The organism is Acinetobacter sp. yr461 (assembly GCF_900110445.1).
In the GTDB taxonomy this organism is placed as follows: Bacteria; Pseudomonadota; Gammaproteobacteria; order Pseudomonadales; family Moraxellaceae; genus Acinetobacter; species Acinetobacter calcoaceticus.
Window position 1 is genome coordinate 24,670 of record NZ_FODU01000019.1, and the last position, 26,477, is coordinate 51,146.

Consider the following 26,477-nt stretch of genomic DNA (forward strand, 5'->3'; position numbering starts at 1 on the left):
ATCAAACCCCTACCTTAACGGTGATGTGACAAGTACGCTTAGTAATACGATCTGCACGGCCTTTAGCACGTGGCATAATACGTTTAAGGCTAACGCCTTCATCAACGTAAATCGTAGAAACTTTAAGATCATCAACATCTAAACTGTTATTGTGTTCAGCGTTTGCAATCGCAGATTCCAATGCTTTTTTTACTAAAACAGCAGCTTTTTTATTGCTGAAGTTTAAAATATTTAAAGCATGCGCAACAGATTTGCCGCGAATAAGATCTGCAACCAAACGTGCCTTTTGTGCCGAGATAGCGGCACCGCGTAATTTAGCAGTTACTTCCATCATGACACCTATTAACGTTTAGACTTCTTGTCAACACCGTGACCACGATAGGTACGAGTTGGCGCGAATTCACCGAGTTTATGACCAACCATATGCTCAGTAACAATTACTGGAACGTGATTACGACCATTATGAACAGAAATTGTTAAACCAACAAAATCTGGAAGGATCATCGAACGACGAGACCAAGTTTTAATCGGCTTGCGAGAGTTACTAGCAACAGCCGCTTCAACCTTAGCGAACAAGTGCGCATCGACGAATGGGCCTTTTTTCAGAGAACGAGGCATTAGTCAGATTCCTTTACTTGACGCGACGGTCGCGAATAATCATCTTAGTCGTACGCTTATTGGTACGTGTCTTGTACCCTTTAGCTTTTTGACCCCATGGGCTTACAGGTTGAATACCTTTATTACGCCCTTCACCACCACCGTGCGGGTGATCAACTGGGTTCATCGCCATACCACGTACGGTAGGACGAACACCACGCCAGCGCGCAGCACCAGCTTTACCCAATGAACGAAGGTTGTTTTCTTGGTTAGAAACTTCACCAATTACAGCGCGGCATTCAACATGAATTTTACGCATTTCGCCTGAACGAAGACGAACAATTGCGTAAGAACCATCACGACCCAACAACTGAACAGAAGCACCAGCAGAACGCGCTAATTGCGCACCCTTACCAATTTTAAGTTCAACGTTATGAAGTGTAGAACCGATCGGCATGTTACGAAGTGGCAAGCAGTTACCTGGACGAATTGGAGCATCGTTACCAGATTGTACTTTATCGCCAGCACGTAAGCCTTTAGGTGCAATGATATAACGACGCTCACCATCAGCATATTTCAACAAAGCAATATGTGCTGTACGGTTAGGATCGTATTCAATGCGCTCTACAACAGCTGGGATGCTGTCTTTATTACGCTTAAAGTCAACGATACGATAGTGTTGCTTATGACCACCACCAACGTGACGAGTTGTAATGTGACCGTTATTATTACGACCACCAGTACGTTTTTTTGCTTCAACCAACGGTGAGTAAGGCGCGCCTTTGTGAAGGTGATCATGAACCACTTTCTCTACAAAGCGACGTCCTGGAGACGTTGGCTTACATTTTTGAATCGGCATAATTTTCGTCCTTATTCCGCTGCGCTTTCAGCGGTATCGCCCAAGTCAGCCATTTCAACATCTTGGCCGGCTTTCAGGGTGACGTATGCTTTTTTAACATCAGAACGACGTCCCAATGTTTTACCAAAGCGCTTAGTTTTACCTTTAGTAATAGTAGTGTTAACTTTAACAACTTCTACACCAAAAAGTTTTTCAACTGCTTTTTTAACTTCAAGTTTAGTAGCATTAATATCTACTTTAAATACTTGAACGCCAACAGTATCACCTAAAACTTGTGCCTTTTCTGAGAAGACTGGTCCTTTAAGGACTTGATAGATACGTTCGTTGTTCATCCGAGTTCTACCTCAATTTTCTTAGCAGCAGCTACAGACATAACAACTTTATCAAACGCGATCAAGCTTACAGGATCGATTGCAGTTGCATCCACCACATCTACATGCGGAAGGTTGCGTGCTGCAAGATATAAGTTCTCATCTACAGCTTCAGTAACGATCAATGCACGAGCGGCATTTAAATCGCCAAGCTTAGCAAGCAATTCTTTAGTTTTTGGAGCTGCAATAGCAAACTCTTCAACTAATACAAGACGATCTTGGCGAACAAGTTCAGCTAAGATACATTGCATTGCACCGCGGTACATTTTGCGGTTTACTTTTTGAGACCAATCTTGTGGACGAGCAGCAAAAGTTTTACCACCACCAACCCAGATAGGGCTACGAGTAGAACCCGCACGAGCACGACCAGTACCTTTTTGACGGAATGGTTTTTTACCACCGCCAGAAACGTCTGCACGTGACTTCTGAGCACGAGTACCTTGACGACCACCTGCTAAATAAGCAGTAACAACTTGGTGTACAAGAGCTTCGTTAAATTCACGTCCGAAAGCAACTTCAGACAATTCAACAGCAGAGCCGGAAACAGTTTTCAAATTCACGGTATTTCCCCTCAGGCCTTGATGGTAGGACGTACAATCACGTCACCGCCAGTTGAACCAGGAATTGCACCTTTAACAACTAAAACAGAACGTTCAGCGTCAATAGATACGATTTCAAGACCTTGTACTGTTACGCGTTCATCACCTAAGTGACCAGCCATTTTTTTGCCTTTGAACACGCGACCAGGAGTTTGGTTTTGACCTGTAGAACCTAATACACGGTGAGAAACTGAGTTACCGTGAGTAGCGTCTTGGGTACGGAAGTTCCAACGCTTAACACCACCTTGGAAACCTTTACCTTTTGATTGACCAGTTACGTCAACAACTTGACCAACTGTGAACAAATCAACACCAATAGTACCGCCAACTTCACGACCTTCAAGCTCAGCTTCAGTAACACGGAACTCTTTAACCAAACGACCAGCAGCAACACCAGCTTTCGCAAAGTGACCTTTCTGAGCGTTAGTTACGCGAGATTCGCGACGTTCACCAGTAGTTACTTGAACAGCTTGATAACCATCAGTTTCAAGTGTTTTGATTTGCGTAATGCGGTTTGGATCGACTTCGATGACTGTAACAGGTACAGAAACACCTGCATCTGTAAAGATGCGAGTCATACCACATTTGCGACCGACTAAACCAATAGCCATGTGCATAAACCTCTAAAAAAGCGGCCTAATTAACTTAAAAGTTAATCAACCGAAAGCCTTAACCCAAAGCGATCTGAACATCAACACCAGCCGCAAGATCTAATTTCATCAATGCATCAACAGTTTTATCTGTAGGTTGAACGATGTCGATCAAACGTTTGTAGGTGCGGATTTCGTACTGGTCACGCGCATCTTTGTTAACGTGCGGTGAAGTAAGAACGTTGAAGCGTTCGATGCGAGTAGGCATCGGAATTGGACCACAAACTTGTGCGCCAGTACGCTTAGCGGTTTCTACGATCTCTTGAGCAGATTGATCAATCAGACGATGATCAAAAGACTTCAAACGGATACGAATTCTCTGGTTAGACATACCAGTAAACTCCAAGCCAAACATATAAAGAATCACCCTTGACGCATCTCACCCATTGGTAAGTGTCAAAGGCAGTGAAAATCACTAAGGTCATGATCGATGCCACGACTGTAATGCACATTTACCACTTTCTTCGCAGCAAATGCCCCTCCTATTGAGGGTCGCTCATTATAACGATTGTTTAAGTCTTATGCAATTCTCTTTTTCTATTTTCTCCACAAAACCCGCTTTGATCGAGCATTCAAAGTTCATCTAGGCATTTATTACAAACTCAATAGCTTTATTTAGGAGTTGATTGCCTTGCTCAAATTTTTGTGCTTCTGAATACTGTAGTTCACACGTAGATTGAACATATTCTCCGTCAAAAATAGACAACTCCTCTTCATCTTCAAGTAAGAGCTCTAAAGCTGCTGGTGTCATCTCTGGATGAAACTGAAAACCAAGCACATTTTTTCCAATCTGATACATCTGATTGCGACAAGCTCTGCTCTCCGCCAAATGTATAGCGCCTTTAGGTATTTCAAATGTCTCACTATGCCACTGCATAACATTTATCTTTTCAGGTAACGGAAAGCTTTCTTGAGGTAAATTTGCAACTCTCTGAACCGTTGACCAGCCAAGTTCCTGATAGCGATTACGGCTCACTGCCGCGCCCAATGCATTAGCAATCAGTTGCCCCCCTAGACAAAGACCAATAGCAGGCTTTCCTGCTGCCAAATAACGGCGCAACCATCTTTTCTCAATCTTAAGCCATGGAAAATTTGCCTCATCATTTACACTCATCGTTCCACCCATAACCAGTAATAAATCAACCTCTTCGATTCTAGGCAAAGCCTCTATTTCAAGTGATCGATCAACCGGAAGTGCAAAGAACTCCGTAGAGCTAATGGTCGCGTGATGGGCTTTTAAAAATGAATAACAACTTCCAAATCCCTCACCTGCAATATGTTGAAAATAGTGAACTCGTAAATGCGACTTCATGCGCTTAAACCTATTGTTGTTAGAATGTTGTAGTGGTCTTTGCAAAAATAAAGCCAAGTTTTTATTTTATGGGTCTACTGTAACGAAACGTCTTATAAAACTTCGTAAATCTAGCGAAGAACTTAAATTTCTCTTAATCTAACTTTATTATCTAAAATGCAACGCACTATGAAAAAGCATAACGACTTCCAGACTCGCCTCATTCACGCACCAAGAAAAGCTCCGCAATTTATCGAAACAGTGCAACCACCCTTATTTCGTGCATCCACTATTATTTTTAAATCAACTTCGCACCTTTTTGATCGCCATTGGACTGATGATTACGACTATAGCTATGGCACGCATGGCACCCCGACCACCTTCACCTTAGGCGACAATATTGCGCAAATCGAAGGTGGGCTGCATTGTTTGCTTGCACCGAGTGGTCTATCAGCAATTAATGTTGTGAACTCAGCATTTTTAAACACTAATGATGAAGTATGGGTCCCAGACAACATTTATGGACCGAATCTAGAACATTTAAATCATCTACAAAATCAATATGGCGTTATTGTTAAAGTATATAACCCTATTGATGCTTCAAGTTTTCAACCGACTGAAAGAAGTAAACTATTATGGTTGGAGGCTGCAGGTTCGGTTACTCTAGAATTCCCTGATCTTAAAAATCTAGTCAAAAAAGCTAAAAAACATGGTGTATTAACAGCATTAGATAACACCTGGGGAGCCGGGCTTGCGTTTAATGCTTTTAATTTTTCAGATGAACACCTATCAGTCGACTTAACCGTCCATGCTCTAACCAAATATCCGAGCGGTGGCGGTGACATCTTAATGGGTAGCATTGTAACTCGTGATGATAAACTCCATCATCGTCTGTTCCGTACGCATGCCATTTTAGGTATTGCAGTTTCAGGAGATGATGCGGCTCAAGTCCAACGCAGTCTAGCTCATATGTCTTTACGCTATGAACAACAATCAGCCAATGCTCAAACTTTACTTAAATGGCTAAAAGACCAATCTCAATTTGCACAAGTTCTACATCCAAGTGATGAGACTGCCCCAGGCCATCAATATTGGCAAGAAATCTGCACAAATGGTCAAAGTGCTGGCTTAGTCAGCGTTATTTTCAAACCAGATTATGACATTACCGCAGTACGTCGCTTCTGTGATGCATTAGAGTTATTTAAACTCGGTTTTAGCTGGGGAGGACCAGTTAGCCTGATCATGCTTTATGATTTAAAAATGATGAGAAAACTTGAGAATACACATTTACAACAAGGTTTATTAGTTCGCTTCTGTATAGGACTGGAAGATCCGCAAGATTTAATTCAAGATATCGAAAATGCACTGAAACAACTGTAAAAACGACAACATTATAGTGGCTCGAACCAAAGGATAAAAATATATGGGTACACCGATTGTTATTGCTAAAAATCTTAATGACACATCAAAAGAAATTGTTTTGCTTTCTCAGTTTGCTAACCGCCATGGCCTAATTGCAGGTGCAACAGGTACAGGTAAAACAGTTACTTTAAAAGTTCTAGCAGAAAGTTTCTCTCGAATCGGCGTTCCTGTATTTCTTGCCGATGCTAAAGGCGATGTTTCGAGTCTCGCAAAATCAGGTGAGGCTTCAGATAAGTTTAATGAACGTCTAAAATTATTACAGATTGATAGCGTTCCTTTTGCTGCTAACCCTGTCGTTTTTTGGGACTTGTTCGGTCAACAAGGCCACCCTATTCGCACTACTATTTCTGAGATTGGGCCAATTTTATTGGCTCGTATGCTCAATTTAAATGATACTCAAGAAGGTGTATTAGCTGCAGTTTTTCGAATTGCGGATGATCAGGGCCTACTGTTAGTAGACTTTAAAGACCTAAAAGCCATGATCACCTTCGTTAGTGAACATGCAGCAGAGTTTAAAGCAGAATATGGCAATTTATCTCCGGCTAGCTTAGGTGCTATTCAGCGTAACTTGCTTGCTCTTGCTGACCAAGGTGGAGAACAATTTTTTGGTGAGCCGGCTTTAAATATTCTGGACTTTATACAAACCGATGCAAATGGACATGGTTATATCAATATTCTTGCTGCTGACAAGCTGATGAATACGCCTAAGCTATATGCCACCTTCTTGTTATGGATGCTTTCGGAGTTATTTGAACAGCTTCCAGAAGTTGGCGATATGGACAAACCAAAACTCGTGTTTTTCTTTGATGAGGCTCACTTATTATTTGACAATGCCAGTCAAGCATTACAAGAAAAGATTGAGCAAGTTGTACGCTTAATTCGCTCTAAAGGTATTGGCATCTATTTTATTACTCAGAATCCACTCGATTTACCAGAAAGTGTTCTTGGCCAGCTTGGCAATCGCATTCAACATGCGCTACGTGCATTTACGCCTAAAGATCAAAAAGCAGTAAAAACCGCAGCAGATACTTTCCGTGCCAATCCAAACTTTAAAGTTGATGAAGCCATTACCGAACTGGCTGTTGGTGAGGCGCTCATTAGTTGTCTTGATGAACAAGGTACGCCACAAATTGTAGAACGTGGCTGGGTGATGCCTCCTTACTCTGCTTTTACACCAATCACTCCAGAAGAGCGTCAAACTCTAATCTCAAAAAGTATTATTGCTGGTATTTATGAACAAGCTGTAGATCGTGATAGCGCTTATGAAATGCTACAAAATAAAGTCGCTGAACGTGAGCAACAACAACAAAATACTGAACTTGCTAAACAACAAGAAAAAGAGCAAGAAACTTTAGCAAAGCAGCAAGCAAAGGAACAAGAACGATTAGCACGTGAACAGCAAAAAGAAGAAGAACGAGCAGCACGTGAACGAGCCAAGCTTACGCAAGATATTGTGGGTACTTTTGCAAAAAGTGCCGCGCGCAGTCTAGGGGGAAGTACAGGTCAAAAATTAGTAAGGGGCCTACTAGGTTCACTATTTGGTAAATAAATTTCTTCCATATATCAGTTTTAAATTAGGGAATTTTATATTCCCTAATTTTTTTATGGTTTTTATAAAAAATCTATTGCGATTGTTTTTTTAAAGATGTATTTTAAATACATCTTATATAGCCAGATAAATAAGGTCTAGCCATGACTCCACAACAAATCGAACTCGTTAAATCTACAGTACCTGTTTTACGTGAACACGGCGTTACGCTGACCACATACTTTTATAAGCGTATGCTTAATAACAACCCCGAATTAAAAAATGTTTTTAACTTGGATGACCAAACTAGCTTACGCCAACCTCGTGCTCTTGCAGCTGCCGTTCTTGCTTATGCAGAAAATATTGAGAACCCTACTGTTTTAGCGAAAGCAGTTGAACGTATTACGACTAAACATGTGAGCTTAGATATTCAACCAGACCAATATGCAATTGTTGGCGACAACTTACTTCATTCAATTAGTGAAGTACTCAACGTGCCATTTGAATCAGAACTGATTGAGGCGTGGAAACAGGCTTATTTACAATTGGCAGATATTCTAATTGGCGTTGAAAAACAAAAATATGAACAACTTAAAAACTTAAATGGTGGATGGGCTGGCTGGCGTTCATTTGAAATTACTCAAATTGATCCTCTTGAATCTGGCAAACGTTTCACCTTAAAAGCAACTGACCATGAAGACGTACTTAGCGGACCTGCAAATGCTTTTATCTCTGTTAAAGTGCAAGTTCCAGATGAGCAGCTTGAACAACCGAAAGCTTTTAAATTTACAGAAGCTCAGGAAAACAACTCATATCATTTTGAAGTTCAGCCTGAAGAAAACCATACAGAGTTCTCAGTAGCGAATATCTTGCTTGAACATTACAGAGTTGGCGATCAAGTTCAAGTTTCAGCGCCTTTAACGCTCTAATATAAAAACCTCTTGCCTGAAAGTTTTCTTATTTAGACTTTCAGGCTAAGATGATCATCCTTTTAATCTCTTCCATTTTTGGTGATCATGCAGCTTAATAAATTTACCGATTATGCATTACGACTATTAATGTATGTTGCACGCCCAAGTGATGCACCCTACACGATTGCAGAAATCGCGAAAGATTTGCATGTTTCACAAAACCATCTGGTTAAAGTTGTTCACTTCATGGGTAAGCAGGAATGGATTATTACCATTCGGGGAAAAGGCGGTGGAATTCGCTTAAATCCAGATGCACTTAACTCAAATTTAGGTTCAATTGTTCGAATATTACAGGGTGACAATCAAATCGTTGAATGCAATACGCCACCTTGTGTATTGCGAAGTCACTGTGGTTTAAAAGGTATTCTTGACCAAGCTTTAGAAAGCTTTTACCAAAGTCTAGACCAATACACGCTTGGAGAGGTTTTGCAACAGTCAAAGTCTACCCCACCTGACTCTCCTATTGCCTTTTTACAAATCTGACTTCTATTGATTTTCATAAGTAGATTTATTGAAAATTAGCAAGAATAACCAAGCTCCTTTATACTAGGCACGAGCCCTCTCATCTAAAAAGTTATTTTTTATGCGTCGTAGTGAAAAATCGAAAGACACCAAAGCCAGACTCGCACCCAAGCAAAAGATCAGCTATGAAAAAGCACCAGATCCGGCGATCACAGCCTATGCTGTGCAATCACTAAACTGGTTACGCCAAGCTGAGTTTCTAATGAGTGCGCCTAAATTGGCACTTTGTGTTGAAGATAGCGGCTACGAGATTGCTTTTGCAGGGCGCTCAAATGCTGGTAAGTCGAGTGCGATTAATGCATTAACCAATCAGAAACAACTTGCCCGCGCTTCTAAAAAGCCAGGCCGTACCCAGATGATTAACTTTTTTAGTCTAGGCAACCCTGATCAACGCTTGGTCGACCTTCCAGGTTACGGTTATGCAGCTGTACCTGAAGATATGAAAAAGGTGTGGCAAAAAGAATTAGAAAACTATCTGATCCATCGCCAAAGCTTACAAGGCTTAGTGCTACTTATGGATATTCGCCATCCTCTACAACATTTTGACATGATGATGCTGGAATGGGCTTATTCACGACATCTGTTCGTACATATTCTATTAACAAAAGCAGACAAACTTAATCGCGGTCCTGCAAATAAAGTATTACTTGAAGTTAAACAGCAACTTAAAAAAATGAAGCTTGATTTTTCTATCCAGCTTTTCTCTTCACTTAATAAATTAGGTTTGGAAGAGCTTGCAAGTGTCATGGGTGGACGCCTGCATTTTACGCTTGATCAACAGCCAGAATTTGATGTCGATTCAATCCCTGAAGCGACAGATGAGGATGCTGAAAGCTAAATTATCCTCACAGATACAATTTCTTCATTAAATTTATACTCAATTGTCCCCTATTGCTAAACACAAATGTAGGGGCTTTTTTTATACTCATTCTTAACTTCATCGAGTTAAAAATCAGGACTAAATGATGAAATTGTTATCTTTTTTGAAGGCCAAGGCGTTAGGCTCTTCTATTGATTATAAAATTCTTCCACGTAAAGTAAAATTTGACTGGAAAGATACCCCTGTCGACTGGATTCCTAATCAGCCTTTCGCAAGTTATTTTATTAATGAAATTAATAATATCTTGCCCGCTGGAGAGTTCTGGTTTTGCCGTTTGTATAATAAGGTTTTACCGCAAATCACAGATGAAAAACTCAAGCAGGATGTACAGGCATTTATCCGTCAGGAAGCTATGCATGCCAATGCTCACACTTCTGCAAACAAAGAATATTTAAGCGCACGTAATATTGATATCCAGAGAAATCTGGACATTATGAATTATGTATTTACTATCGCTTTGGCAGATAAACCTTTTGATAGAGAAGTTCCAAAAATTTTAGAAAAACAGTGGGATCTATTCCGTTTAGGAGTTATTGCAACTGTTGAGCATATGACCTGCGTGTTGGGGAAATATGCGTTATATAACGAGCGATGGGAAGAACTAGGCGCAGATCCAGAAATGGTGGATCTGGTTAAATGGCACGGTTCAGAAGAAATTGAACACCGCACGGTTGCCTTTGATTTATATCGTCATCTTGGTGGCGGTTATATTCCACGTTACTATATGAGTCTTGCTGTTATCACACTTGTACTTGGATTATGGGTAGATGGCGCTGCACATATTATGAAACAAGATCCACGTTTTGCAGATGCGGCTAAATCTAGATTTTTTCCAGTGTGGGTTACTTTAGAGTGGTACAAAATCAGCCGAAAAGATAATCAGGTTTTACCAAACCCACTCTGGCTTATTGCCCAGCAAATTGATTACCTCATGCCTTGGTATGATCCAGTCAAAGAAGGCAGCACTGAAGATGCGGTTAGCTATTTATCGCAATCTCCAGCAGCAAAAAGGGCAGAACTTCAAGCTGCTTAAAATAAAAAAGCAGGATTTAAAATCCTGCTTTTTTTGATCTATAGATAGCTAGACACTGATATCTTTATCTTTCGTATAACGGTCTACAACCACACTAATCATCATATCCCCTTGCACATTTACCACCGTTCTCACCGTATCTAATAAACGGTCAATCGGAAGTAAAATTGCAATTGCCTCAGCAGGCAAACCCACAGATTGTAAAACCATAATCATGGTAACCATACCCGCACTTGGAATTCCTGGCGCACCAAGTGATGCAATCATCGCCGTTAAACACACGATAATTTGCTGTGTCAGGTTTAAATCTAGACCCACCAAATTTGCCACAAACAATGCAGCTGCCGCTTCATATAGTGCAGTACCATCCATGTTTAACTGTGTGCCTAATGGGATAACAAATCCTGCTGTTTGCGGGCGTACGCCTAAGTTTTCTTGCGCACACTTCATACTAAGCGGCATAGTGGCAGAGCTAGAACTGGTTGCAAATGCAGTAATCAGTGCTGTACGAGTCCCTTTGAAAAAAGTCCAAGGACTCATGCGACCGAAAATCCAAAGCAGTAGTGGTAAAACAACAGCACCATGAAAAATGGTTGTGCCTGTTACAACGACCGCGAACTCAGCCAAACGACTTAATACTGAAATATCTTCTGTTGCCATTAACTTTGCTAACAAAGCAAAAATACCCAACGGCGCTAATTTCATAACCCAGCCAACCAGCATCATCATCATTTCAAAGAACTGGTGACTCAATAAACGAATACTTTTGAAACGTTCCCCACCCTGCACCAAAGCGACACCAACGAATAAAGCAAAGACTACGACAGCTAAAACGTTACCATCACTAAACGCTTTAAATGGGTTAATTAAAGTATTTTGAATAAAATTAGTGAAAAAACTGGCAGGGTTCAAACTATCTGGTGCCTGATAATTTTGCATAGATGTCTGGAAAATAGAAATATCTATGCCACGCCCAACTTCAAATAAATGAGCACAACTGATGCCTAAAATTAAGGCTAAAGTGGTTGTGGTTAAACAGCATAAAAATGTGATTTTCCAGACTGGCCCTAACTGTCCGCCTGCTTGTAGATTTGATACCCCCACAACAATCGAACTAAAAATTAAAGGTACCAAAAGCATTTTAAGGAGCCCAATAAAAACGCTACTTAATATTCCAAGCCCATATAAACTATGCTTTACAAAAGCAGTGTCTGGATACATTGTGAGTAGGAAACCAAAGGCTAAACCTAAAATGGCGGCAATTAGAATTTGTGTATTTAAGTTCATATCAGCATTATTTTTTTCAGTTGGCAGACCTATTTACAATATGACATGAGCTTGCTTTTCATTCGAGCAATTTTTTGTCACATCGATCCCATTAAAAAGAAAAAAGCCATCTGGTTAGATGGCTTTTTCGAGGAATCTATTGCGTTTCAATTTCCCGCAAACGGATTAAACCCTCTTGTACTGTACTGCATACAAGCTGACCATTTTGCCACATACGACCAAAATTTAAACCGCGAGAAGCCGCGCTCACTGTGGCTTCCATGTCATAAAGCATCCACTCATCCGCACGCAGTGGACGATGGAAATAAATCGCATGATCAATGCTTGCACATTGCAAACTTGGAGAAATATAACTTAAGCCATGCGGTCTTAAAGCCGTTGTCATTAAAGTAAAGTCTGAATAAAAGGCAACAATCGCTTGATGCAAAGCAATATCATCTAATTGTTTTGGAATACGGTCATGCGTGCGGATATAGTGCGCATTATATGGAGCTTCTGGTTGCGGCTGAAATGGATTTACCGGATCAATCGGACGAATTTCTACATGACGCTCGCGCATGAAGCTAGCACGAACATTTTCAGGTACAAAGTTTAGAATACCTTGTTTCAGCTCATTTTCAGATTTAAGCGTTTCTGGTGCAGGATACTCGGGTTCTTGATGTTGATAGTTCAAACCTTCTTCTGGGTTGGCAAAAGAAACCATCGCTGAAAATATTACTCGCCCATGCTGAATCGCACGAACTTGACGACTTACAAAACTCTTCCCATCCCGTAAACGGTCTACTTCATAGATAATTGGGGCATTAATATCGCCACCATATAAAAAATATGCATGTAAAGAATGCGCTGGGCGATCAGTAGTATAAGATGCTGCACGTAAAGCCTGACCCAAAACCTGTCCACCAAAGACACGTTTACCGACCAGATTCCGACTGATACCACGGTAAATATTTTCTTCTAGCTTTTCTAAAGTCAAAAGCTCGACAAGTTCTTGGGTTAACGCATTCATGAGAGATACCTTCATATTTCAGGTAAAAAATCGTATTAAAGGACAGATGTGTAGAATCTATTGTGCCATAAAAAACTATTTGCACATGGAACAATCAGTCAACTTATGACGAACATTGCTCATATAACAGCTAAAAATACGATTTTTAACGATAAAATATGCCAAAAGCATTATAATTTATAAGCTATTAGCATATTGTTTTTTTCAATAAATGCCTCAAAATAATTACCCTCCGCATTTGGTGCTGGGATTTGTCTTTAAGAAGTAGGAGTTCTTATGTCCAAGAGTGGGTTTGGTCAAATGTATCGTCGGCTTTCGAGTAAACTACTTGACCTCGTGGTAACACCACATGTTCTTGGGGAAGTTCCTACTGAACCAGTATCAGAAACAACAGAAGCAAAGACTGACCGCCAGAAAGTGGTGTGCTATGTCTTACAAAATCATTCTCGAAGCAATGCTTTGGTGGTTGATGGAGAAACGCGTCGTTTAAATTTAAAACCTGCGTTAGACCCATTAGTTGTTGGCACTCATCAGGAAAAAGCATCGGTTTTATTTTTACAGCACAATGATGAAAATAATTTACTGAATCCTCCTCCTCATGCTTTTCCACCACGCTTACTAAAATTAATTGAAGTCTTACAAGAAAATCCTGAACTTGATATAGAGCTTGTTCCGGTTACCGTTTTATGGGGCCGTACACCAGATAAAGAAGATTCTTGGTTTAAGCTCTTATTTTCAGATACATGGGCTACACCGAGCACCGTTAAGCAATTGGTCAACATTGGCCTGCATGGTCGCCAATCGTATTTAGAATTTCATGAACCGCAATCGCTACGTGAACTGGTTGAATATGCTCAACAGCATTATCCAAACCTTTCACCAGCCACTTATATTGTAAGTACGTTAAATGATTACTTAGATCGTCAACGTGAAGTAGTCTTAGGCCCCGATTTATCGGATCGCCGTAATGTCATGCAATCGGTTGTAAAATCTCGCGATGTGCAAGAAGCAATCCGCCGTGAAAGTATTCGCGGAAAAGTCAGCATGCTCGAAGCTGAGCGTCGTGCGATTGGCTATGTGAATGAAGTCGTATCAGATTATTCACACTCAGCAGTCCGCTTTGCCGATCTTGCTTTAACACGTTTATGGACCCAGCTTTATGACGGCGTAGAAGTGCATAACTTCAGTACTGTTCGGGAACTGGCAAAAGATTATGAAGTGGTTTATACACCTTGCCACCGCAGTCACATTGACTATTTATTATTATCCTATGTGATTTATAAACGTGGCTTAATGGTTCCGTATATTGCTGCGGGTGATAACTTAAATCTACCATTTGTAGGGCAACTTTTACGTGGAGGCGGTGCATTCTTTATTCGCCGCTCTTTCCGTGGAAATGGCCTTTATACAACGGTATTTAAAGAATATTTATATAGTATTTTGTCACGCAACACCCCTCTTGAATACTTTATTGAAGGTGGACGTTCGCGTACAGGACGCCTATTACCGCCTAAGACTGGTATGCTTGCCATGACAGTTCACAGTCATTTACGTGGCCGTGCTAAACCTATCGTCTTCTTACCAACTTATATTGGTTATGAACGACTGATGGAAGGCTCAACCTATGTAGGCGAAATGCAAGGTAAACCGAAAGAAGCTGAATCAATTTTTGGTATTGTAAAAACCTTACGAAAAATTGAACGTATTTTCGGTAAAGTCCACGTGAACTTTGGTGAGCCTGTTTTCCTTGATGATCTGCTTAAACAACATAATGCAGAAAATGTTCATATCGAAAAGAATGACGACCCAATTCCTCAAGCAGTTTCAGATGCAGTAAATAGCTCTGCACATGCAATTTTAGAAAATATTAACCGAGCTGTGGTGATCAACCCTGTCTCTTTACTTTCTATTATTTTGCTTGCAACTCCAAAGCATACGCTTGATGAAGAAATCTGTATTAAGCAGCTTGAAGCTTACCGCAATCTGGCATCAAACTTCCCATATGACCAACGTATGGAAGTAACGCCTCTTTCTGGTAAAGAAATTATTGCTTATGGTTTAAAGCTTAAACTCATTAAACGAGTTCAGCATGCACTCGGCGATATTATTGGGATTGAAGACAATCAAGCTGTTCTTCTGACTTATTTCCGTAATAACATTTTGCACGCCTTTGTTTTACCGTCATTGGTTGCATCACTTGTTGAACACAATGGAAAAATCAGCCGTTCAGATTTAACCAATGTCATCTATACCCTGTATCCATTCTTGAAGGCAGAGTTATTCCTAAAATGGAAGAGTAGCGAGCTTAAAGAACAAATTGAGCAATATGCAGATGCGTTGGTTCAATCGAAACTGATTCAACAAGACGATGAAGGTAACTTGATTAGCTCTGCACCAAATACTGAAGAGCACAATCAACTTGTTGTTTTAGCTACTCCTGTTAAGCAAAGTCTTGAGCGTTACTACATGACGCTTGCACTAATTACTCAACGTGGTTCGGGTAATATTTCTGCTAAACAGGTTGAAGAATTAAGTCATTTACTCGGACAACGTTTGTCTGTTCTATATGAATTTAATTCGCCAGAGTTCTTCGATAAAGCTTTATTCCAAAGCTTCTTAAAAGTACTTACACAGCAAAATTACATTCGAACCAATGACCAAGGCCAAATCGAATTTGATGATAATTTCCGTCAAATGGCTGCGGGTGCACAGTTGGTTCTTGATGAAGTAACCTTACAAATGTTGCAACACATCACGACCTTTACCGACGAAGAGTTAAAAGATGCGCTTGAAGCTATGGCATCTCAACAAGCAAAACGACGTTTAAAACGTAAAAAATCTTAAGAGTTTGAGTCAAAATAAAAGGCAACTTTCGTTGCCTTTTATTTTATTAGCGACTTGGACATTCAAAATAACGTGGATCATCTATGCAACGCAGACGCTTCATAAGTTGAACAAAATAAGCATCGTAATAACCTGAAAGTACGTACTGATTGCGTATTTTTGCAACCATAACGTCATAGCTCTGCTTTTCATAAAAAGAGACATCTACCCAATAATAAGCAGGTAAATGGTTTTCCCACTGGGTCGCACGGTTAGTCAGTAATTGGCTGTTTTGAACAAACCATCCTCGAATTTTTCGGCCAAAATTAGCTGGATAAGCTTGTGGTTTAATAATTAAATTGACGCCGAAATATGCCAAAGGAAAGTTAATGACTTGGACATCTGGTCCAAATTCTTTTTGTAAGTTATATGGCAATAGTCCATATATTGGGACAGGAACAATATCAATTTTGTCTTGCTTAAACTGAACAATCGCATTAGATAAATCAACATAAACTGGCTGAGCACCCACACTTCGTACCAATGCCTGTTGTGGTGGATTGTTTGGTAACACCCCAATACGCTGATTTCTTAATTGAGCAACTCTAGAAATTTTCTTATTTTTTAGGACCATATAGGCAGTACCAACAGGAATCATCCCTACCGCTTCATAGTCCTTAGAAATTAACCTTTTCTCGATTGTTGGATGATTCAGAAGCTGCAATAAGCTTTTAGCAGTACGATTATTAGGAATAAGCCCGATACCTGCGGTGCTCCCCATAAACTGGTTATAACGATAAGTATTAAAATTAGATGCCGCTAAACCTGAACATTTACCCTCGTCAAAAGCTTGTATAGCCTGTTGTTCTTTTTGATAGGTAACCACTTTAAATTTGACTTGATATTGCTGAGCATATAACCGAATGTCATTTAAACGACGTGTGATATCCCCTTGGGAACCAATCGGATCATATGCACACCACACCTGATCCTCGGCCCAACTCGCAACAGCTGTTACGCTCAAAATAAGAGCTAAACAAATTTTTTTCACTTTCAACCTTTTTATCTTTATCGGCAATTTGACTGCCTCATCAGGTATTTCTATTCTTATTTAAAGTTTAATCAAAATTTTATTTAGTACTATGAACATTTAAACATAATAAATAGTCATTAAAGCAAATTGGATGCTCTAATTGAAAACCTGTTTGAAGCAAATGTTTAGCATAAATTCTTTTACCTGAAGTTTGGTTCGATTCTAAAGTTAACTCTGGCAATCCCAATTTTTCTTGAAACCACACGATAACTTCATGCAAAGGCAATGGTTGGTTATTAGTCACAATATAGCTCGCTTGATGAGTTTCATAATCAGCCATAAAAGCCAAAAATCTTGCTAAATCATCAATATGTATTCGATTGCTATAATGTATATTTGGATAGCTTTGACTATTTTCAGCCATTTTCTTCAAGCGGGCAACGGAAGTTCCATAAATACCTGTAGGACGAACAATTACACATTGGTTTGGATAATGCTTCTGCCAAAGCAACTCCATATTACGTAAGATATGACCTTGTGCATCGCTTGGTTGAACCTCACTAAAATCATCAATCATCTCCCCTGCATTTTCACCATATACCCGCGTAGAAGAGACTACGATTATTTTTTTGACTGGATGTGGTTTTAATACTTCTCGAATCGGTTCAATACTATCTACATAAGTATGCTGATAGCCCTCAACCGTACTCTCATTTGGAGAAAGTAAAATATATACAACATCTACAGGTTCAATTTTACTTAAATCGAGTTTAAAGATATCTTGAACAAGATGGGTTGCGTAACCATCTGTTTTTACACTACGGCTGATTGTGGTAATTTGATGTTCTTTCTCAAATAGTTGTTTAGCAACACGCTGAGATGTTTTACCATAACCGATAAATAATATATGCATAGAAAACTCGTTGAGGGGACATGACTTCAGTCCATCAGTTACAAGGCGTTGGATCGGCTTCAGCAGCCCTGCTCGAAAAACTAAATATTTTTACCACAGATGATTTACTGTTTCATCTGCCACGTGATTATGAAGACCGCAGTACGATTATTGCAATGAATCAACTTGTGGTTGGGCGTAGCTATTTACTCGAAGGTGAGGTCAGATCAATTGATTTCCCTCCGGGAAAACGAAAATCTATGGCAGCCTTGGTTCAAGATGAATTCGGTAAAGTCACCTTACGCTTTTATCATATTTATAAAAACCTGACTGACAAAATAAAACCAGGTCATCGCTTACGTATTTTTGGTGAAGTTCGCGTAGGCGCACGCGGCCTTGAGATGTATCATCCTGAAATTCAGCTCATTAATGAACACACGCCTCTACCAAAAACTCAGCTTACAGCAATCTATCCCAGTACAGATGGGCTGACTCAACCCAAATTACGCGAATATGTAAAACAAGCTTTAAAGCACCATAGTGATGCCTTACCAGAGTTGCTTCCCAAACAATATACCAATGGCTATGCGCTTAAAGAGGCTTTGTATTACATTCATGAGCCTCCAGTTGATGCCAATATGGTCCAATTGGCTCAAGGTTCACACCCCGCACAGCAACGGCTTATTTTTGAAGAGTTGGTTGCACACCAAATTAGTTTACTTAATCGCCGTGCTTATATCCGCCAAATTGCGTCTCCAGCTTTTTCTAGCAGCAAAATATTAGCCAAAAAACTATTAGAAGCTTTACCTTTTCAAATGACTAATGCACAAAAACGTGTATCTAAAGAAATTTTGAATGATTTGAAGCAGAACCAACCAATGCTTCGATTAGTGCAAGGCGATGTAGGCGCTGGAAAGACCTTGGTTGCCGCTGTAGCCGCTTGCCATGCTTTAGAAGCTGATTGGCAAGTTGCATTAATGGCTCCTACTGAAATTCTTGCAGAACAGCACTATTTAAATTTTAAGCGTTGGTTTGAACCCTTAGGTATTACTGTGGCTTGGCTATCTGGAAAACAAAAAGGTAAAGCGCGTGTTCAAGCAGAGCAACAAATTAAAGAAGGTCATGCTGAACTTATTATTGGTACACATGCGTTATTTCAAGACAATGTAGGCTTCGCCAAATTAGGTCTAGTGATTATTGATGAACAGCATCGTTTTGGCGTAGATCAGCGCCTAGCTCTGCGTAATAAAGGTGCTGAGCAGTTCACCCCGCACCAACTCGTCATGACAGCCACCCCTATTCCACGAACACTGGCAATGAGTGCCTATGGTGATTTAGACACATCAATTATTGATGAGTTACCACCAGGGCGTACTCCAATTCAAACCGTTACGATTCCACTTGATCGTCGTGAGGAAGTACTCCAACGAATTGCTTCGAATTGCAGAGATGGAAAACAAGCATATTGGGTGTGCACACTGGTTGAACAGTCTGAAACTTTAGATGCTCAAGCAGCAGAAGCAACTTATCAAGAAATGAAAGAGCGCTTTCCTGAGCTCAATATCGGCTTAGTACATGGCAAAATGAAAGCCGATGAAAAACAATCGGTCATGCAAGCTTTTAAGAATAATGAATTACAACTTCTTATCGCAACTACGGTCATTGAAGTTGGAGTAGATGTTCCCAACTCCTCCATTATGGTGATTGAAAATGCCGAGCGTTTAGGACTTTCTCAGTTACACCAATTACGTGGTCGTGTAGGTCGAGGCGCTCAAGCCAGCTTTTGCGTACTTTTATATAAAACACCTCTTTCACAAAATGGCCAAGAGAGACTTTCTATTTTAAGAGAAAGTAATGATGGCTTTGTGATTGCAGAAAAAGATCTTGAGTTACGCGGACCAGGTGAATTACTGGGTACTAAACAAACTGGAGATATGGGATTTAGAGTGGCTCGTTTAGAGCGAGATGACCACTTACTGAGTCAAGCTCATTATGTAGCTCAGCAAGTGTTAAAAGATTATCCAGAACAAGCAGATGCACTATTAAAACGTTGGCTTCCAGAAGCGCCTCGTTATGCATATGTTTAGTTTCTTAAATCCGCAGCATCTTATCCACTCACTCTCACCTTGCTTGTTGTGTGAGTCAGGTGTGCGAGAAAAACATTCGCTCTGTAAGGACTGTTGGGAACAGTTACCATGGCTTAAACAAACAATTGAACGTAATGATCAATCAGTTCTTGTGGCCTGTGATTATGCATATCCAGTTAACCGGATCATTCAGCAGTTTAAATATGAACAAAAATTACATTATCAAATCTTATTAGGTGAAATTTTACAACAACTCAAATTTCCTAAGGTACAGGCTATTATACCTATGCCGATTTCGAATCAACGCTTAATTGAACGTGGTTTTAATCAGTCACTATTACTCGCGAATATCTTAAGCAAGCAATTAAAAATACCTGTTTGGCAGCCAGTGCAACGCCTTGCTGAGCATTCACAAAAAGGGCTTTCTCGACTGGAACGCTTTGAGAACATCGAACAACAATTCATTGCATTTACTCAAGAAAAACGGCGTTATCGCCGTGTTCTGATTATTGATGATGTCGTTACCACCGGAAGTTCAATTTATGCCCTTAGTCAGGTATTAAAGCAATTAGGATGTACAACCATTCATGCCGCCTGTTTAGCGGCAACTTTAACGAGCTAAGATCATTAAACTGTAGATAAATGCTGTTCACACCAAGGAATAACAATTTCACGGGTTAATGGTGCGAGGTGAGTTTCTGAATCATTTAAATCCACCCATTTCATTTCTGCAATTTCGGCAGCAATTTTAGGAGCCTGATCGAGTTGAACCAGATATAAATGACTGACCAGAATATGATCAGGTTCATTCGCCGCTGCTGTTTCAAAACGACCAAGAAATTGCTCAATTACACAAGAAGTTCCGACTTCTTCTAAAATTTCTCGCTGCATGGTGATCTCTGGCGCCTCATTAGGTTCCAGCTTACCACCCACTTGCATAAAAGCATGGGTATTACGCTTTCTTACGAGCAATAACTGATTTTGCTCGTTCAAGATCACTGCAGCAGCGACCGTAATTGTTTTCACCTATTTAACCTCTTTATGGCTGTACATCAGCATTTGCCCATTTTGGAGCAGGAGCCTGATATTGTTCAAATTGTTGAAGAATATTTTCTATTTTGTCTGATGCGATCAATTTATCAACGAACCGTGCTTGGCTAAATCCATTATCTACCGTTCCTTGAATCATTTTAAGTAAATCTTCATAAAAGCCAGCTACATTTAAGAAAGCACATGGCTTTTGATGAATACCTAATTGCGCCCACGTCCATTGTTCAAAGATTTCTTCCAATGTACCCGCACCGCCTGGTAAAGCAATAAAGCCATCGGAAAGATCTGCCATTTTGGTCTTACGCTCATGCATATTTTCGACAACATATAATTTGGTTAAGCCCGGATGAGCTAACTCACGATCGACCAAAGCACGAGGTATCACTCCAATGACTTGTCCACCTGCCCGTAAGGCACTATCAGCGACAACGCCCATCAAACCTGAGCGACCACCACCATAAACCAAGGTCTTACCTTGTTTTGCAATAGCCTCGCCTGTAGTTTGGGCAACTTTTTGGAAAATTGGGTTTGAACCAAGAGATGAACCACAGAAAATACAAATTGAATTCATAGTGTAAAAAACCGTTTTATTGAACTGTCATGCTGACAAACTAAACTATCGATAAAGTTTTTTTTTGCAAAATAGCGTATTAGCAAGTGTTTTTCGGCAAATCCTTGTCTAAAATACACCCATCCATTTCCATCAGACTGCGTGAGGAAAAAAGACACATGCTTGAAGCCTTTTATGCCACAGAACGCGGAAGTCTGGAAGATGCCACCATCAATGGTGGATTTGATCTACATCCCGAATTAGTCTGGCTTGATCTTATTGCCCCCTCACAAGAAGAGCAACAATGGGTCTTAGATGCCTATGATCAAAACTTACCTACACTAAAGTCGCTTGAAGATATTTCATCCTCAGCACGATTTTACCGTGATGATGACGGTATTTTGCATATCAGCACCTATTTTTTAACGAAAAATAAAAATTATCAAGTTGATGGTGATGCAGAAGACTCTTCACATATTTTAGCGATGGTGCAAACGGTTGCATTTATCTTACATAAAGACCGTCTCTTTACGATGCGGGGAGAAAAATTAGTTGCCTTTCGTGCCTTCCGTGCACGCGCTCGTCGAAATGACTATGACATGGACTATAAAGATCCCACATGGATTTTATTAGGCCTTCTTGAGGCAAAACTTGATGAGCTTGCGGATATCTTGGAAGATATCCACAAAGATTTAGAAAAATACTCTACCGAAGTTCTAAATAATCACCAGCGTGAACAAATTCTAGATCTTGACGACATGATTACACGCCTAGCTCAACAAGAAGATATGCTAGGAAAAGCGCAGCTCTGTTTAATTGATTTACGACGTGTACTTACTTTTTTATCACGTCCACGCGCATTAGGTAGTCATATTTACGATGCAGATATTCGAGAACTCAGTGAAGATGTTCGCTCACTTGTAGAACATGATGCTTTCTTATTCCAAAAAGTACGATTCTTGCTTGATACAACGTCTGGATTCATTAATACCGAGCAGAATGACACGATCCGTCGATTCTCGATCTTACCAAGTATGTTAGCTCCACCTATGCTCATTGCCAGTATCTATGGTATGAACACAGATGTACTACCTTTTGCACATGGTACGACTAGTTTCTTTATTGTTTTACTCATTATTATGGGCTTCTTTATTGGTCCTATTATTTACTTCCGCTGGAAAAAATGGATCTAAGCTTTGTAATAAAATGCTAATTCCAAGCATAAAAAAGCACCTATATTTAGGTGCTTTTTTATATTTTACAGATCAAATCAGATGTAGATCTTCCTGCAAATGGCAGGCTTGAATAATCTTCAGCATTTTTTCGGGTACATTTTTAAAATGTAAACCAGTATTCTGCGGAGTAATACGTAGCCATTGAACTAAAACAGCCAATGCCAAGGTACTACCATGCTCAAGCTCTGTTAAATCTACCACTAAAGGAAAGCTTTGTTGCTTCTTAATGATATCTAACCCAGCTTTATACTGTTGTTCGGCATTTTGAAAATCAATTTTTCCCGAAACAACCAATTGTTGGTTGAGATACTGAACCACTATTCACCTACTTATTTCTGCTTGTTCTGATTAACAGCAGCATCTGCATCCGGCTGGAAGGTTGCAATTGCTTTATTTAAATCGCCACCATTACGCTTCACAGTTGCAGCAAACTGGTTACGGAACTGCAATCCTAAATCAATACCAGAAACATTGATATTACGGATTTTCCACTGAGTACCTTTATCAGCTAACTGGAAAGACACAGGAATTTTTTCACCATTGTGATTAAAGTCCAATGTCACTACTGGGTTTTTGCCCGCAGTTGCTTTATAAGGACGCATTGTATAGCTTTGGTTCGTATACTTAGCAAATGCACTACCGTAATTTTCAATTAACGTATTACGGAAGTTTGTTTCAAACTGAGCACGTTGTGCAGCTGTACTATACTGATTAGTCGCATAAGTACCCATTACAATACGTGTAAATGCTTGTGAATCAACATACGGGTCTAAATTCTGACGTACGATAGCCTTCACTAAAGCAGGGTTTGCTTGCAATTTAGCATGATCAGCTTTTAAACGAGCAATCAAACCATCAGCAACACGCTTGATAAAATCAGGTGGTGCTTCTGAAGGCGCAGCAAAAGCTGTACCTGCAATCATGGTAGACAAAAGACTTGCTGTCAGGGTTTGTTTAAACAACGTATTCACCAGGAACCACTCCTTCAAATAATCTTTTACTCAACAAATGATGCTTGTGCACTATCTTTATCAGTGCTTGCAGGAGCTTCTGTTGAGCCTGAATTGGCAGCAACTTTACCAGCCCCGCCACCAGTAATAAATTTACTAATTAAGTCTTCTAAATCCATAGTTCCTTGAGTGTTTGAAATCGTGTCACCTCGTTTCAGGTAGTTCACACCGCCACCAGGTACAACTTTCAAATATTTCTCACCCAACAAACCATTCGTTGCTACCATTATATAAGCATCTTCATCAATACTGGTGATGGAGGTCATGTTACTGGTCAGTTGCTGTTCCATTGTTTTTTGTTGCGCTGGAGAAGCCTGCGTATAATCTGAGCTATAACGTAACTCTTCCAGTGCATTTTTCTGAACTTCTTTTAATTGTTCAGGATTGAAACTTGTCAATTTTCCATCTAAACCAAATGTTACGGTAGCCAACCGCGTAACCGGATCAAGCGTAATTGAATCAACACGACCAATTGTAACACCACTCATTGTTACTTTAGCACGAGGCTTTAGACCATTGACGTTATCAAACTGAGCCTTCATGGTATAACTATCACTTAAATTCGTACCGACAAGACCACTGACTTTCATCGCTAAAAAAAACAACGCAATACCGAAGATAATAACAAAGATACCAACGGCCAGTTCACTACTACGTGATTTCATTAAATCCCTCCGAACATGACCGCAGTCAACACGAAATCAAAACCTAAAACACATAATGAAGAATATACAACTGTTCTCGTCATGGCAGTTGCGATTCCTTCTGGTGTCGGATCACAGGCATAACCTTGATAAACAGCGACCCATGTACAAATCAAAGCAAAAACAATACTTTTAATAATCGTGCCATTGAAAATGTCATGCCAGAAACGCACTGTATTTTGCATACCACTCCAGAAGGAGCCTTCATCAGCACCCAAAAAGTCAACACCGACCATCTTGCCACCAATAATACCAATCGCAGCAAATATCACAGTTAACATTGGCAAACTGACTATACCTGCCCAAAGACGTGGTGATACGATTTGCTTTAAAGGGTCAACCCCGATCATTTCCATACTGGCAAGCTGTTCGCTTTGCTTCATTGAACCAATTTCGGCAGTCAATGCAGAACCGGCCCGTCCTGCAAATAGCAATGCAGCAACTACAGAAGCAAGCTCACGGAGTAGGGTTAACGAAATCGCTGTACCCAACATCGACTCAGCACCGAAAGTAACCAAAATGCTATACATCTGCAAGCCAAGAACCGCACCAATAAACAAACCAGAAACGGTAATAATAAGTAAGGACATCACACCTACGCGGTGCATTTGGTAACCAAAACGACCAAAACCACCCTTGGTAGGAAATGAAAAAATAATCTGCAAGAGCATATGTGCCGCAGCACCAATGCCTCGAATCCGCTCAATAACGAGTCTACCTAACCAGGCAATCGCATTCATGGACGAACCTCGTTATTTAAATAGGCTTGAGGACTAAACTGGTATTCAACTGGTCCTTCTGCCGAACCTGTTAAGAATTGGTGTACAAATGGAGAAGCATGTTTTTGCAACTCTTCAGGTGTACCCTCTCCCTGAATTTTTCCTTCAGCTACCACATAGATGTAGTCAGCAATCGATAATGTTTCTGCAACATCATGCGAAACAATAATTGTTGTTAAATCCAAAGCTTCTCTTAACGAACGGATTAAACGTGTTAAAACACCTTTTACAATCGGATCTTGACCAGCAAAAGGTTCATCGTACATGATTAAATCTGGATCAAGTGCAATCGCGCGAGCCAAGGCTACACGACGATTCATACCACCTGAAAGTTCTGTCGGCATTAATTGTTCAGAACCACGTAGACCCACTGATTCAAGTTTTAACGCAACCAGTTCAGCAATGAGATTTTCAGGAAGCTTAGTATGCGCTCGAATTGGAAACGCCACATTTTCATAAACGGACATATCCGTAAATAAAGCTCCACTCTGAAATAACATTCCCATACGTGCACGGGCGGAAAAAAGTTCCTGACGAGACATTTTGGCAATATCTTTTGTGTCGAGTAAAACTTCCCCCTGATCTGGAACGAGCTGTCCACCAATCAGACGTAATAAAGTTGTTTTACCTGTACCAGAAGGTCCCATAATGGCCGTAATCTGGCCTCGACGTATATTTAAACTAATATTGTCATAAATGACGCGTTCCCCTCGATTAAAACTCAAGTTTTTCACTTCAATAAGTGGTTGAGTCGAGAGAGGAGTTTTATTATTCATAATGGCAATCGTTCCTGCACTTTTATGCACGCATACTATAACACTGAAAATTAGCAAACTTGTTGTAATTTTGACAAAAGCAAATCTAACTTATTTTATAGAAATAGAAGAGGTATGTTCGTAAAAAGAGGTCAATTCAGAAGCTTGGAATTGCTCAACAGAACTTCCATTTGTAAAAGCGTAGGCGAAGTAAACACCATTACACAAAACGAGTGCAATAAAGAGATAAGGCAAACCATGCTGAACCAAAAGGTTCTTCAATTGTGCCATTATTGTTTCTTTTCGCTTACTTTTACGCATTATTGAATAAAAAATTGAACCAATTCACATTTTGTTAGTTTATAACAAAACTGAAAAATAAAAAAGGCCAGTATCTTTACTGGCCTTTTTTTTCAAACTAAATATTGATTAGCGGTCGAATTTACGACGCGGTGGTTTATCATCGAAGCTACGACGCGGACGATCTTCACCACCAAAGCTACGTTTTGGACGATCATCACCACCGCCGAACGCTGGACG

30 protein-coding genes and 1 pseudogene are annotated in these 26,477 nt (G+C 40.1%); 11 read left to right on the top strand and 20 right to left on the bottom strand.

Annotated features, from left to right (window positions below; translation table 11 throughout):
- Window position 1: 1 nt before the first annotated feature.
- From rplV to BMW38_RS17320, 8 genes are all read right to left on the bottom strand, one after another.
- Window positions 2-331, bottom strand: coding sequence for a 50S ribosomal protein L22 (gene rplV / locus BMW38_RS17285; RefSeq protein WP_004639524.1), 330 nt, complete (start codon window positions 329-331; stop codon window positions 2-4).
- Window positions 332-342: 11 nt separating this feature from the next.
- Window positions 343-618: a 30S ribosomal protein S19 gene (gene rpsS, locus BMW38_RS17290; protein WP_001138119.1), complete on the bottom strand. Its 276-nt coding sequence runs from the start codon at window positions 616-618 to the stop codon at window positions 343-345.
- 13 nt (window positions 619-631) lie between these two features.
- Window positions 632-1,456: a 50S ribosomal protein L2 gene (rplB, locus tag BMW38_RS17295; protein ID WP_004789629.1), complete on the bottom strand. Its 825-nt coding sequence runs from the start codon at window positions 1,454-1,456 to the stop codon at window positions 632-634.
- Window positions 1,457-1,467: 11 nt separating this feature from the next.
- Window positions 1,468-1,788, bottom strand: coding sequence for a 50S ribosomal protein L23 (gene rplW, locus BMW38_RS17300; RefSeq protein ID WP_003653662.1), 321 nt, complete (start codon window positions 1,786-1,788; stop codon window positions 1,468-1,470).
- Window positions 1,785-2,387, bottom strand: a complete 603-nt coding sequence (gene rplD / locus BMW38_RS17305) for a 50S ribosomal protein L4 (RefSeq protein WP_003653663.1) — start codon at window positions 2,385-2,387, stop codon at window positions 1,785-1,787. The genes rplW and rplD overlap by 4 nt, the downstream gene beginning before the upstream one ends.
- Before the next feature lie 11 nt (window positions 2,388-2,398).
- Complete coding sequence (rplC, locus tag BMW38_RS17310; RefSeq protein ID WP_004639526.1) at window positions 2,399-3,037, bottom strand: 50S ribosomal protein L3; 639 nt, start codon at window positions 3,035-3,037, stop codon at window positions 2,399-2,401.
- A 58-nt stretch (window positions 3,038-3,095) separates the two neighbouring features.
- Entirely contained in the window at window positions 3,096-3,407 is a 312-nt protein-coding gene (gene rpsJ / locus BMW38_RS17315; RefSeq protein WP_000070912.1) for a 30S ribosomal protein S10, read from the bottom strand.
- Between the two features lie 252 nt (window positions 3,408-3,659).
- On the bottom strand, window positions 3,660-4,388 hold the full coding sequence (locus tag BMW38_RS17320; RefSeq protein ID WP_092710343.1) for a type 1 glutamine amidotransferase: 729 nt from the start codon (window positions 4,386-4,388) through the stop codon (window positions 3,660-3,662).
- A 168-nt stretch (window positions 4,389-4,556) separates the two neighbouring features.
- On the opposite strand from BMW38_RS17320, the gene BMW38_RS17325 reads away from it, so the two are divergent.
- The 7 genes and pseudogenes from BMW38_RS17325 to BMW38_RS17350 all read left to right on the top strand — a co-directional run bounded on the left by BMW38_RS17325 (window position 4,557) and on the right by BMW38_RS17350 (window position 10,723).
- Entirely contained in the window at window positions 4,557-5,747 is a 1,191-nt protein-coding gene (locus tag BMW38_RS17325) for a PLP-dependent transferase (RefSeq protein WP_092710345.1), read from the top strand.
- A 43-nt stretch (window positions 5,748-5,790) separates the two neighbouring features.
- Window positions 5,791-7,338 (top strand): helicase HerA-like domain-containing protein, encoded by a 1,548-nt coding sequence (locus tag BMW38_RS17330; RefSeq protein ID WP_056482623.1) that lies wholly within the window; start codon window positions 5,791-5,793, stop codon window positions 7,336-7,338.
- A pseudogene (locus BMW38_RS19385) lies at window positions 7,328-7,479 on the top strand (hypothetical protein). Before BMW38_RS17330 ends, BMW38_RS19385 begins: the two are co-directional and overlap by 11 nt.
- 2 nt (window positions 7,480-7,481) lie before the next feature.
- Window positions 7,482-8,246, top strand: a complete 765-nt coding sequence (locus tag BMW38_RS17335) for a globin domain-containing protein (protein WP_056482620.1) — start codon at window positions 7,482-7,484, stop codon at window positions 8,244-8,246.
- 87 nt (window positions 8,247-8,333) lie between these two features.
- Window positions 8,334-8,771 carry an RrF2 family transcriptional regulator gene (locus tag BMW38_RS17340; protein WP_092710349.1) on the top strand — a complete coding sequence of 146 codons (438 nt, stop codon included), beginning with the start codon at window positions 8,334-8,336 and terminating at the stop codon, window positions 8,769-8,771.
- A 100-nt stretch (window positions 8,772-8,871) separates the two neighbouring features.
- Window positions 8,872-9,648 carry a ribosome biogenesis GTP-binding protein YihA/YsxC gene (yihA, locus tag BMW38_RS17345; protein WP_092710353.1) on the top strand — a complete coding sequence of 259 codons (777 nt, stop codon included), beginning with the start codon at window positions 8,872-8,874 and terminating at the stop codon, window positions 9,646-9,648.
- 124 nt (window positions 9,649-9,772) lie between these two features.
- Window positions 9,773-10,723, top strand: a complete 951-nt coding sequence (locus BMW38_RS17350) for a metal-dependent hydrolase (protein WP_092710358.1) — start codon at window positions 9,773-9,775, stop codon at window positions 10,721-10,723.
- Between the two features lie 48 nt (window positions 10,724-10,771).
- On the opposite strand, the gene BMW38_RS17355 is transcribed toward BMW38_RS17350, so the two are convergent.
- Window positions 10,772-12,037, bottom strand: a complete 1,266-nt coding sequence (locus BMW38_RS17355) for a dicarboxylate/amino acid:cation symporter (RefSeq protein WP_009388008.1) — start codon at window positions 12,035-12,037, stop codon at window positions 10,772-10,774.
- A gap of 109 nt (window positions 12,038-12,146) precedes the next feature.
- Window positions 12,147-13,019, bottom strand: a complete 873-nt coding sequence (locus BMW38_RS17360) for an acyl-CoA thioesterase (RefSeq protein ID WP_092710363.1) — start codon at window positions 13,017-13,019, stop codon at window positions 12,147-12,149.
- 276 nt (window positions 13,020-13,295) lie between these two features.
- On the opposite strand from BMW38_RS17360, the gene plsB reads away from it, so the two are divergent.
- Window positions 13,296-15,863, top strand: a complete 2,568-nt coding sequence (gene plsB, locus BMW38_RS17365) for a glycerol-3-phosphate 1-O-acyltransferase PlsB (RefSeq protein ID WP_092710367.1) — start codon at window positions 13,296-13,298, stop codon at window positions 15,861-15,863.
- Window positions 15,864-15,909: 46 nt separating this feature from the next.
- Here plsB and BMW38_RS17370 read toward each other — a convergent pair whose 3' ends face one another.
- Window positions 15,910-16,893: a putative solute-binding protein gene (locus tag BMW38_RS17370; protein WP_092710370.1), complete on the bottom strand. Its 984-nt coding sequence runs from the start codon at window positions 16,891-16,893 to the stop codon at window positions 15,910-15,912.
- 79 nt (window positions 16,894-16,972) lie between these two features.
- Entirely contained in the window at window positions 16,973-17,788 is an 816-nt protein-coding gene (locus tag BMW38_RS17375; protein WP_092710375.1) for an NAD(P)H-binding protein, read from the bottom strand.
- A 20-nt stretch (window positions 17,789-17,808) separates the two neighbouring features.
- On the opposite strand from BMW38_RS17375, the gene recG reads away from it, so the two are divergent.
- Together recG and BMW38_RS17385 are read left to right on the top strand one after the other, a co-directional pair.
- Complete coding sequence (gene recG / locus BMW38_RS17380; RefSeq protein ID WP_092710379.1) at window positions 17,809-19,854, top strand: ATP-dependent DNA helicase RecG; 2,046 nt, start codon at window positions 17,809-17,811, stop codon at window positions 19,852-19,854.
- Window positions 19,847-20,476, top strand: a complete 630-nt coding sequence (locus BMW38_RS17385) for a ComF family protein (protein WP_092710410.1) — start codon at window positions 19,847-19,849, stop codon at window positions 20,474-20,476. The genes recG and BMW38_RS17385 overlap by 8 nt, the downstream gene beginning before the upstream one ends.
- A gap of 5 nt (window positions 20,477-20,481) precedes the next feature.
- On the opposite strand, the gene BMW38_RS17390 is transcribed toward BMW38_RS17385, so the two are convergent.
- Both BMW38_RS17390 and BMW38_RS17395 read right to left on the bottom strand, forming a co-directional pair.
- Window positions 20,482-20,880 (bottom strand): NUDIX hydrolase, encoded by a 399-nt coding sequence (locus BMW38_RS17390; RefSeq protein WP_092710383.1) that lies wholly within the window; start codon window positions 20,878-20,880, stop codon window positions 20,482-20,484.
- 13 nt (window positions 20,881-20,893) lie between these two features.
- A complete protein-coding gene (locus tag BMW38_RS17395; RefSeq protein WP_092710388.1) occupies window positions 20,894-21,475 on the bottom strand; it encodes an LOG family protein in 582 nt (193 codons plus the stop codon).
- A gap of 158 nt (window positions 21,476-21,633) precedes the next feature.
- Between BMW38_RS17395 and BMW38_RS17400 the strand changes: the two genes are divergently transcribed.
- Window positions 21,634-22,647 (top strand): magnesium and cobalt transport protein CorA, encoded by a 1,014-nt coding sequence (locus BMW38_RS17400; protein ID WP_004639553.1) that lies wholly within the window; start codon window positions 21,634-21,636, stop codon window positions 22,645-22,647.
- Between the two features lie 72 nt (window positions 22,648-22,719).
- On the opposite strand, the gene BMW38_RS17405 is transcribed toward BMW38_RS17400, so the two are convergent.
- The 6 genes from BMW38_RS17405 to BMW38_RS17430 form a co-directional block, all read right to left on the bottom strand.
- Window positions 22,720-23,007, bottom strand: coding sequence for an STAS domain-containing protein (locus BMW38_RS17405; protein ID WP_092710392.1), 288 nt, complete (start codon window positions 23,005-23,007; stop codon window positions 22,720-22,722).
- Between the two features lie 11 nt (window positions 23,008-23,018).
- Window positions 23,019-23,660: an MlaC/ttg2D family ABC transporter substrate-binding protein gene (locus BMW38_RS17410; protein WP_005038459.1), complete on the bottom strand. Its 642-nt coding sequence runs from the start codon at window positions 23,658-23,660 to the stop codon at window positions 23,019-23,021.
- A gap of 26 nt (window positions 23,661-23,686) precedes the next feature.
- Window positions 23,687-24,364: an outer membrane lipid asymmetry maintenance protein MlaD gene (locus tag BMW38_RS17415; RefSeq protein ID WP_092710397.1), complete on the bottom strand. Its 678-nt coding sequence runs from the start codon at window positions 24,362-24,364 to the stop codon at window positions 23,687-23,689.
- Complete coding sequence (gene mlaE, locus BMW38_RS17420; RefSeq protein WP_092710402.1) at window positions 24,364-25,143, bottom strand: lipid asymmetry maintenance ABC transporter permease subunit MlaE; 780 nt, start codon at window positions 25,141-25,143, stop codon at window positions 24,364-24,366. The genes BMW38_RS17415 and mlaE overlap by 1 nt, the downstream gene beginning before the upstream one ends.
- Window positions 25,140-25,958: an ABC transporter ATP-binding protein gene (locus BMW38_RS17425; RefSeq protein ID WP_092710406.1), complete on the bottom strand. Its 819-nt coding sequence runs from the start codon at window positions 25,956-25,958 to the stop codon at window positions 25,140-25,142. The genes mlaE and BMW38_RS17425 overlap by 4 nt, the downstream gene beginning before the upstream one ends.
- Before the next feature lie 90 nt (window positions 25,959-26,048).
- Complete coding sequence (locus tag BMW38_RS17430; protein ID WP_026057109.1) at window positions 26,049-26,258, bottom strand: hypothetical protein; 210 nt, start codon at window positions 26,256-26,258, stop codon at window positions 26,049-26,051.
- Window positions 26,259-26,477 lie beyond the last annotated feature (219 nt).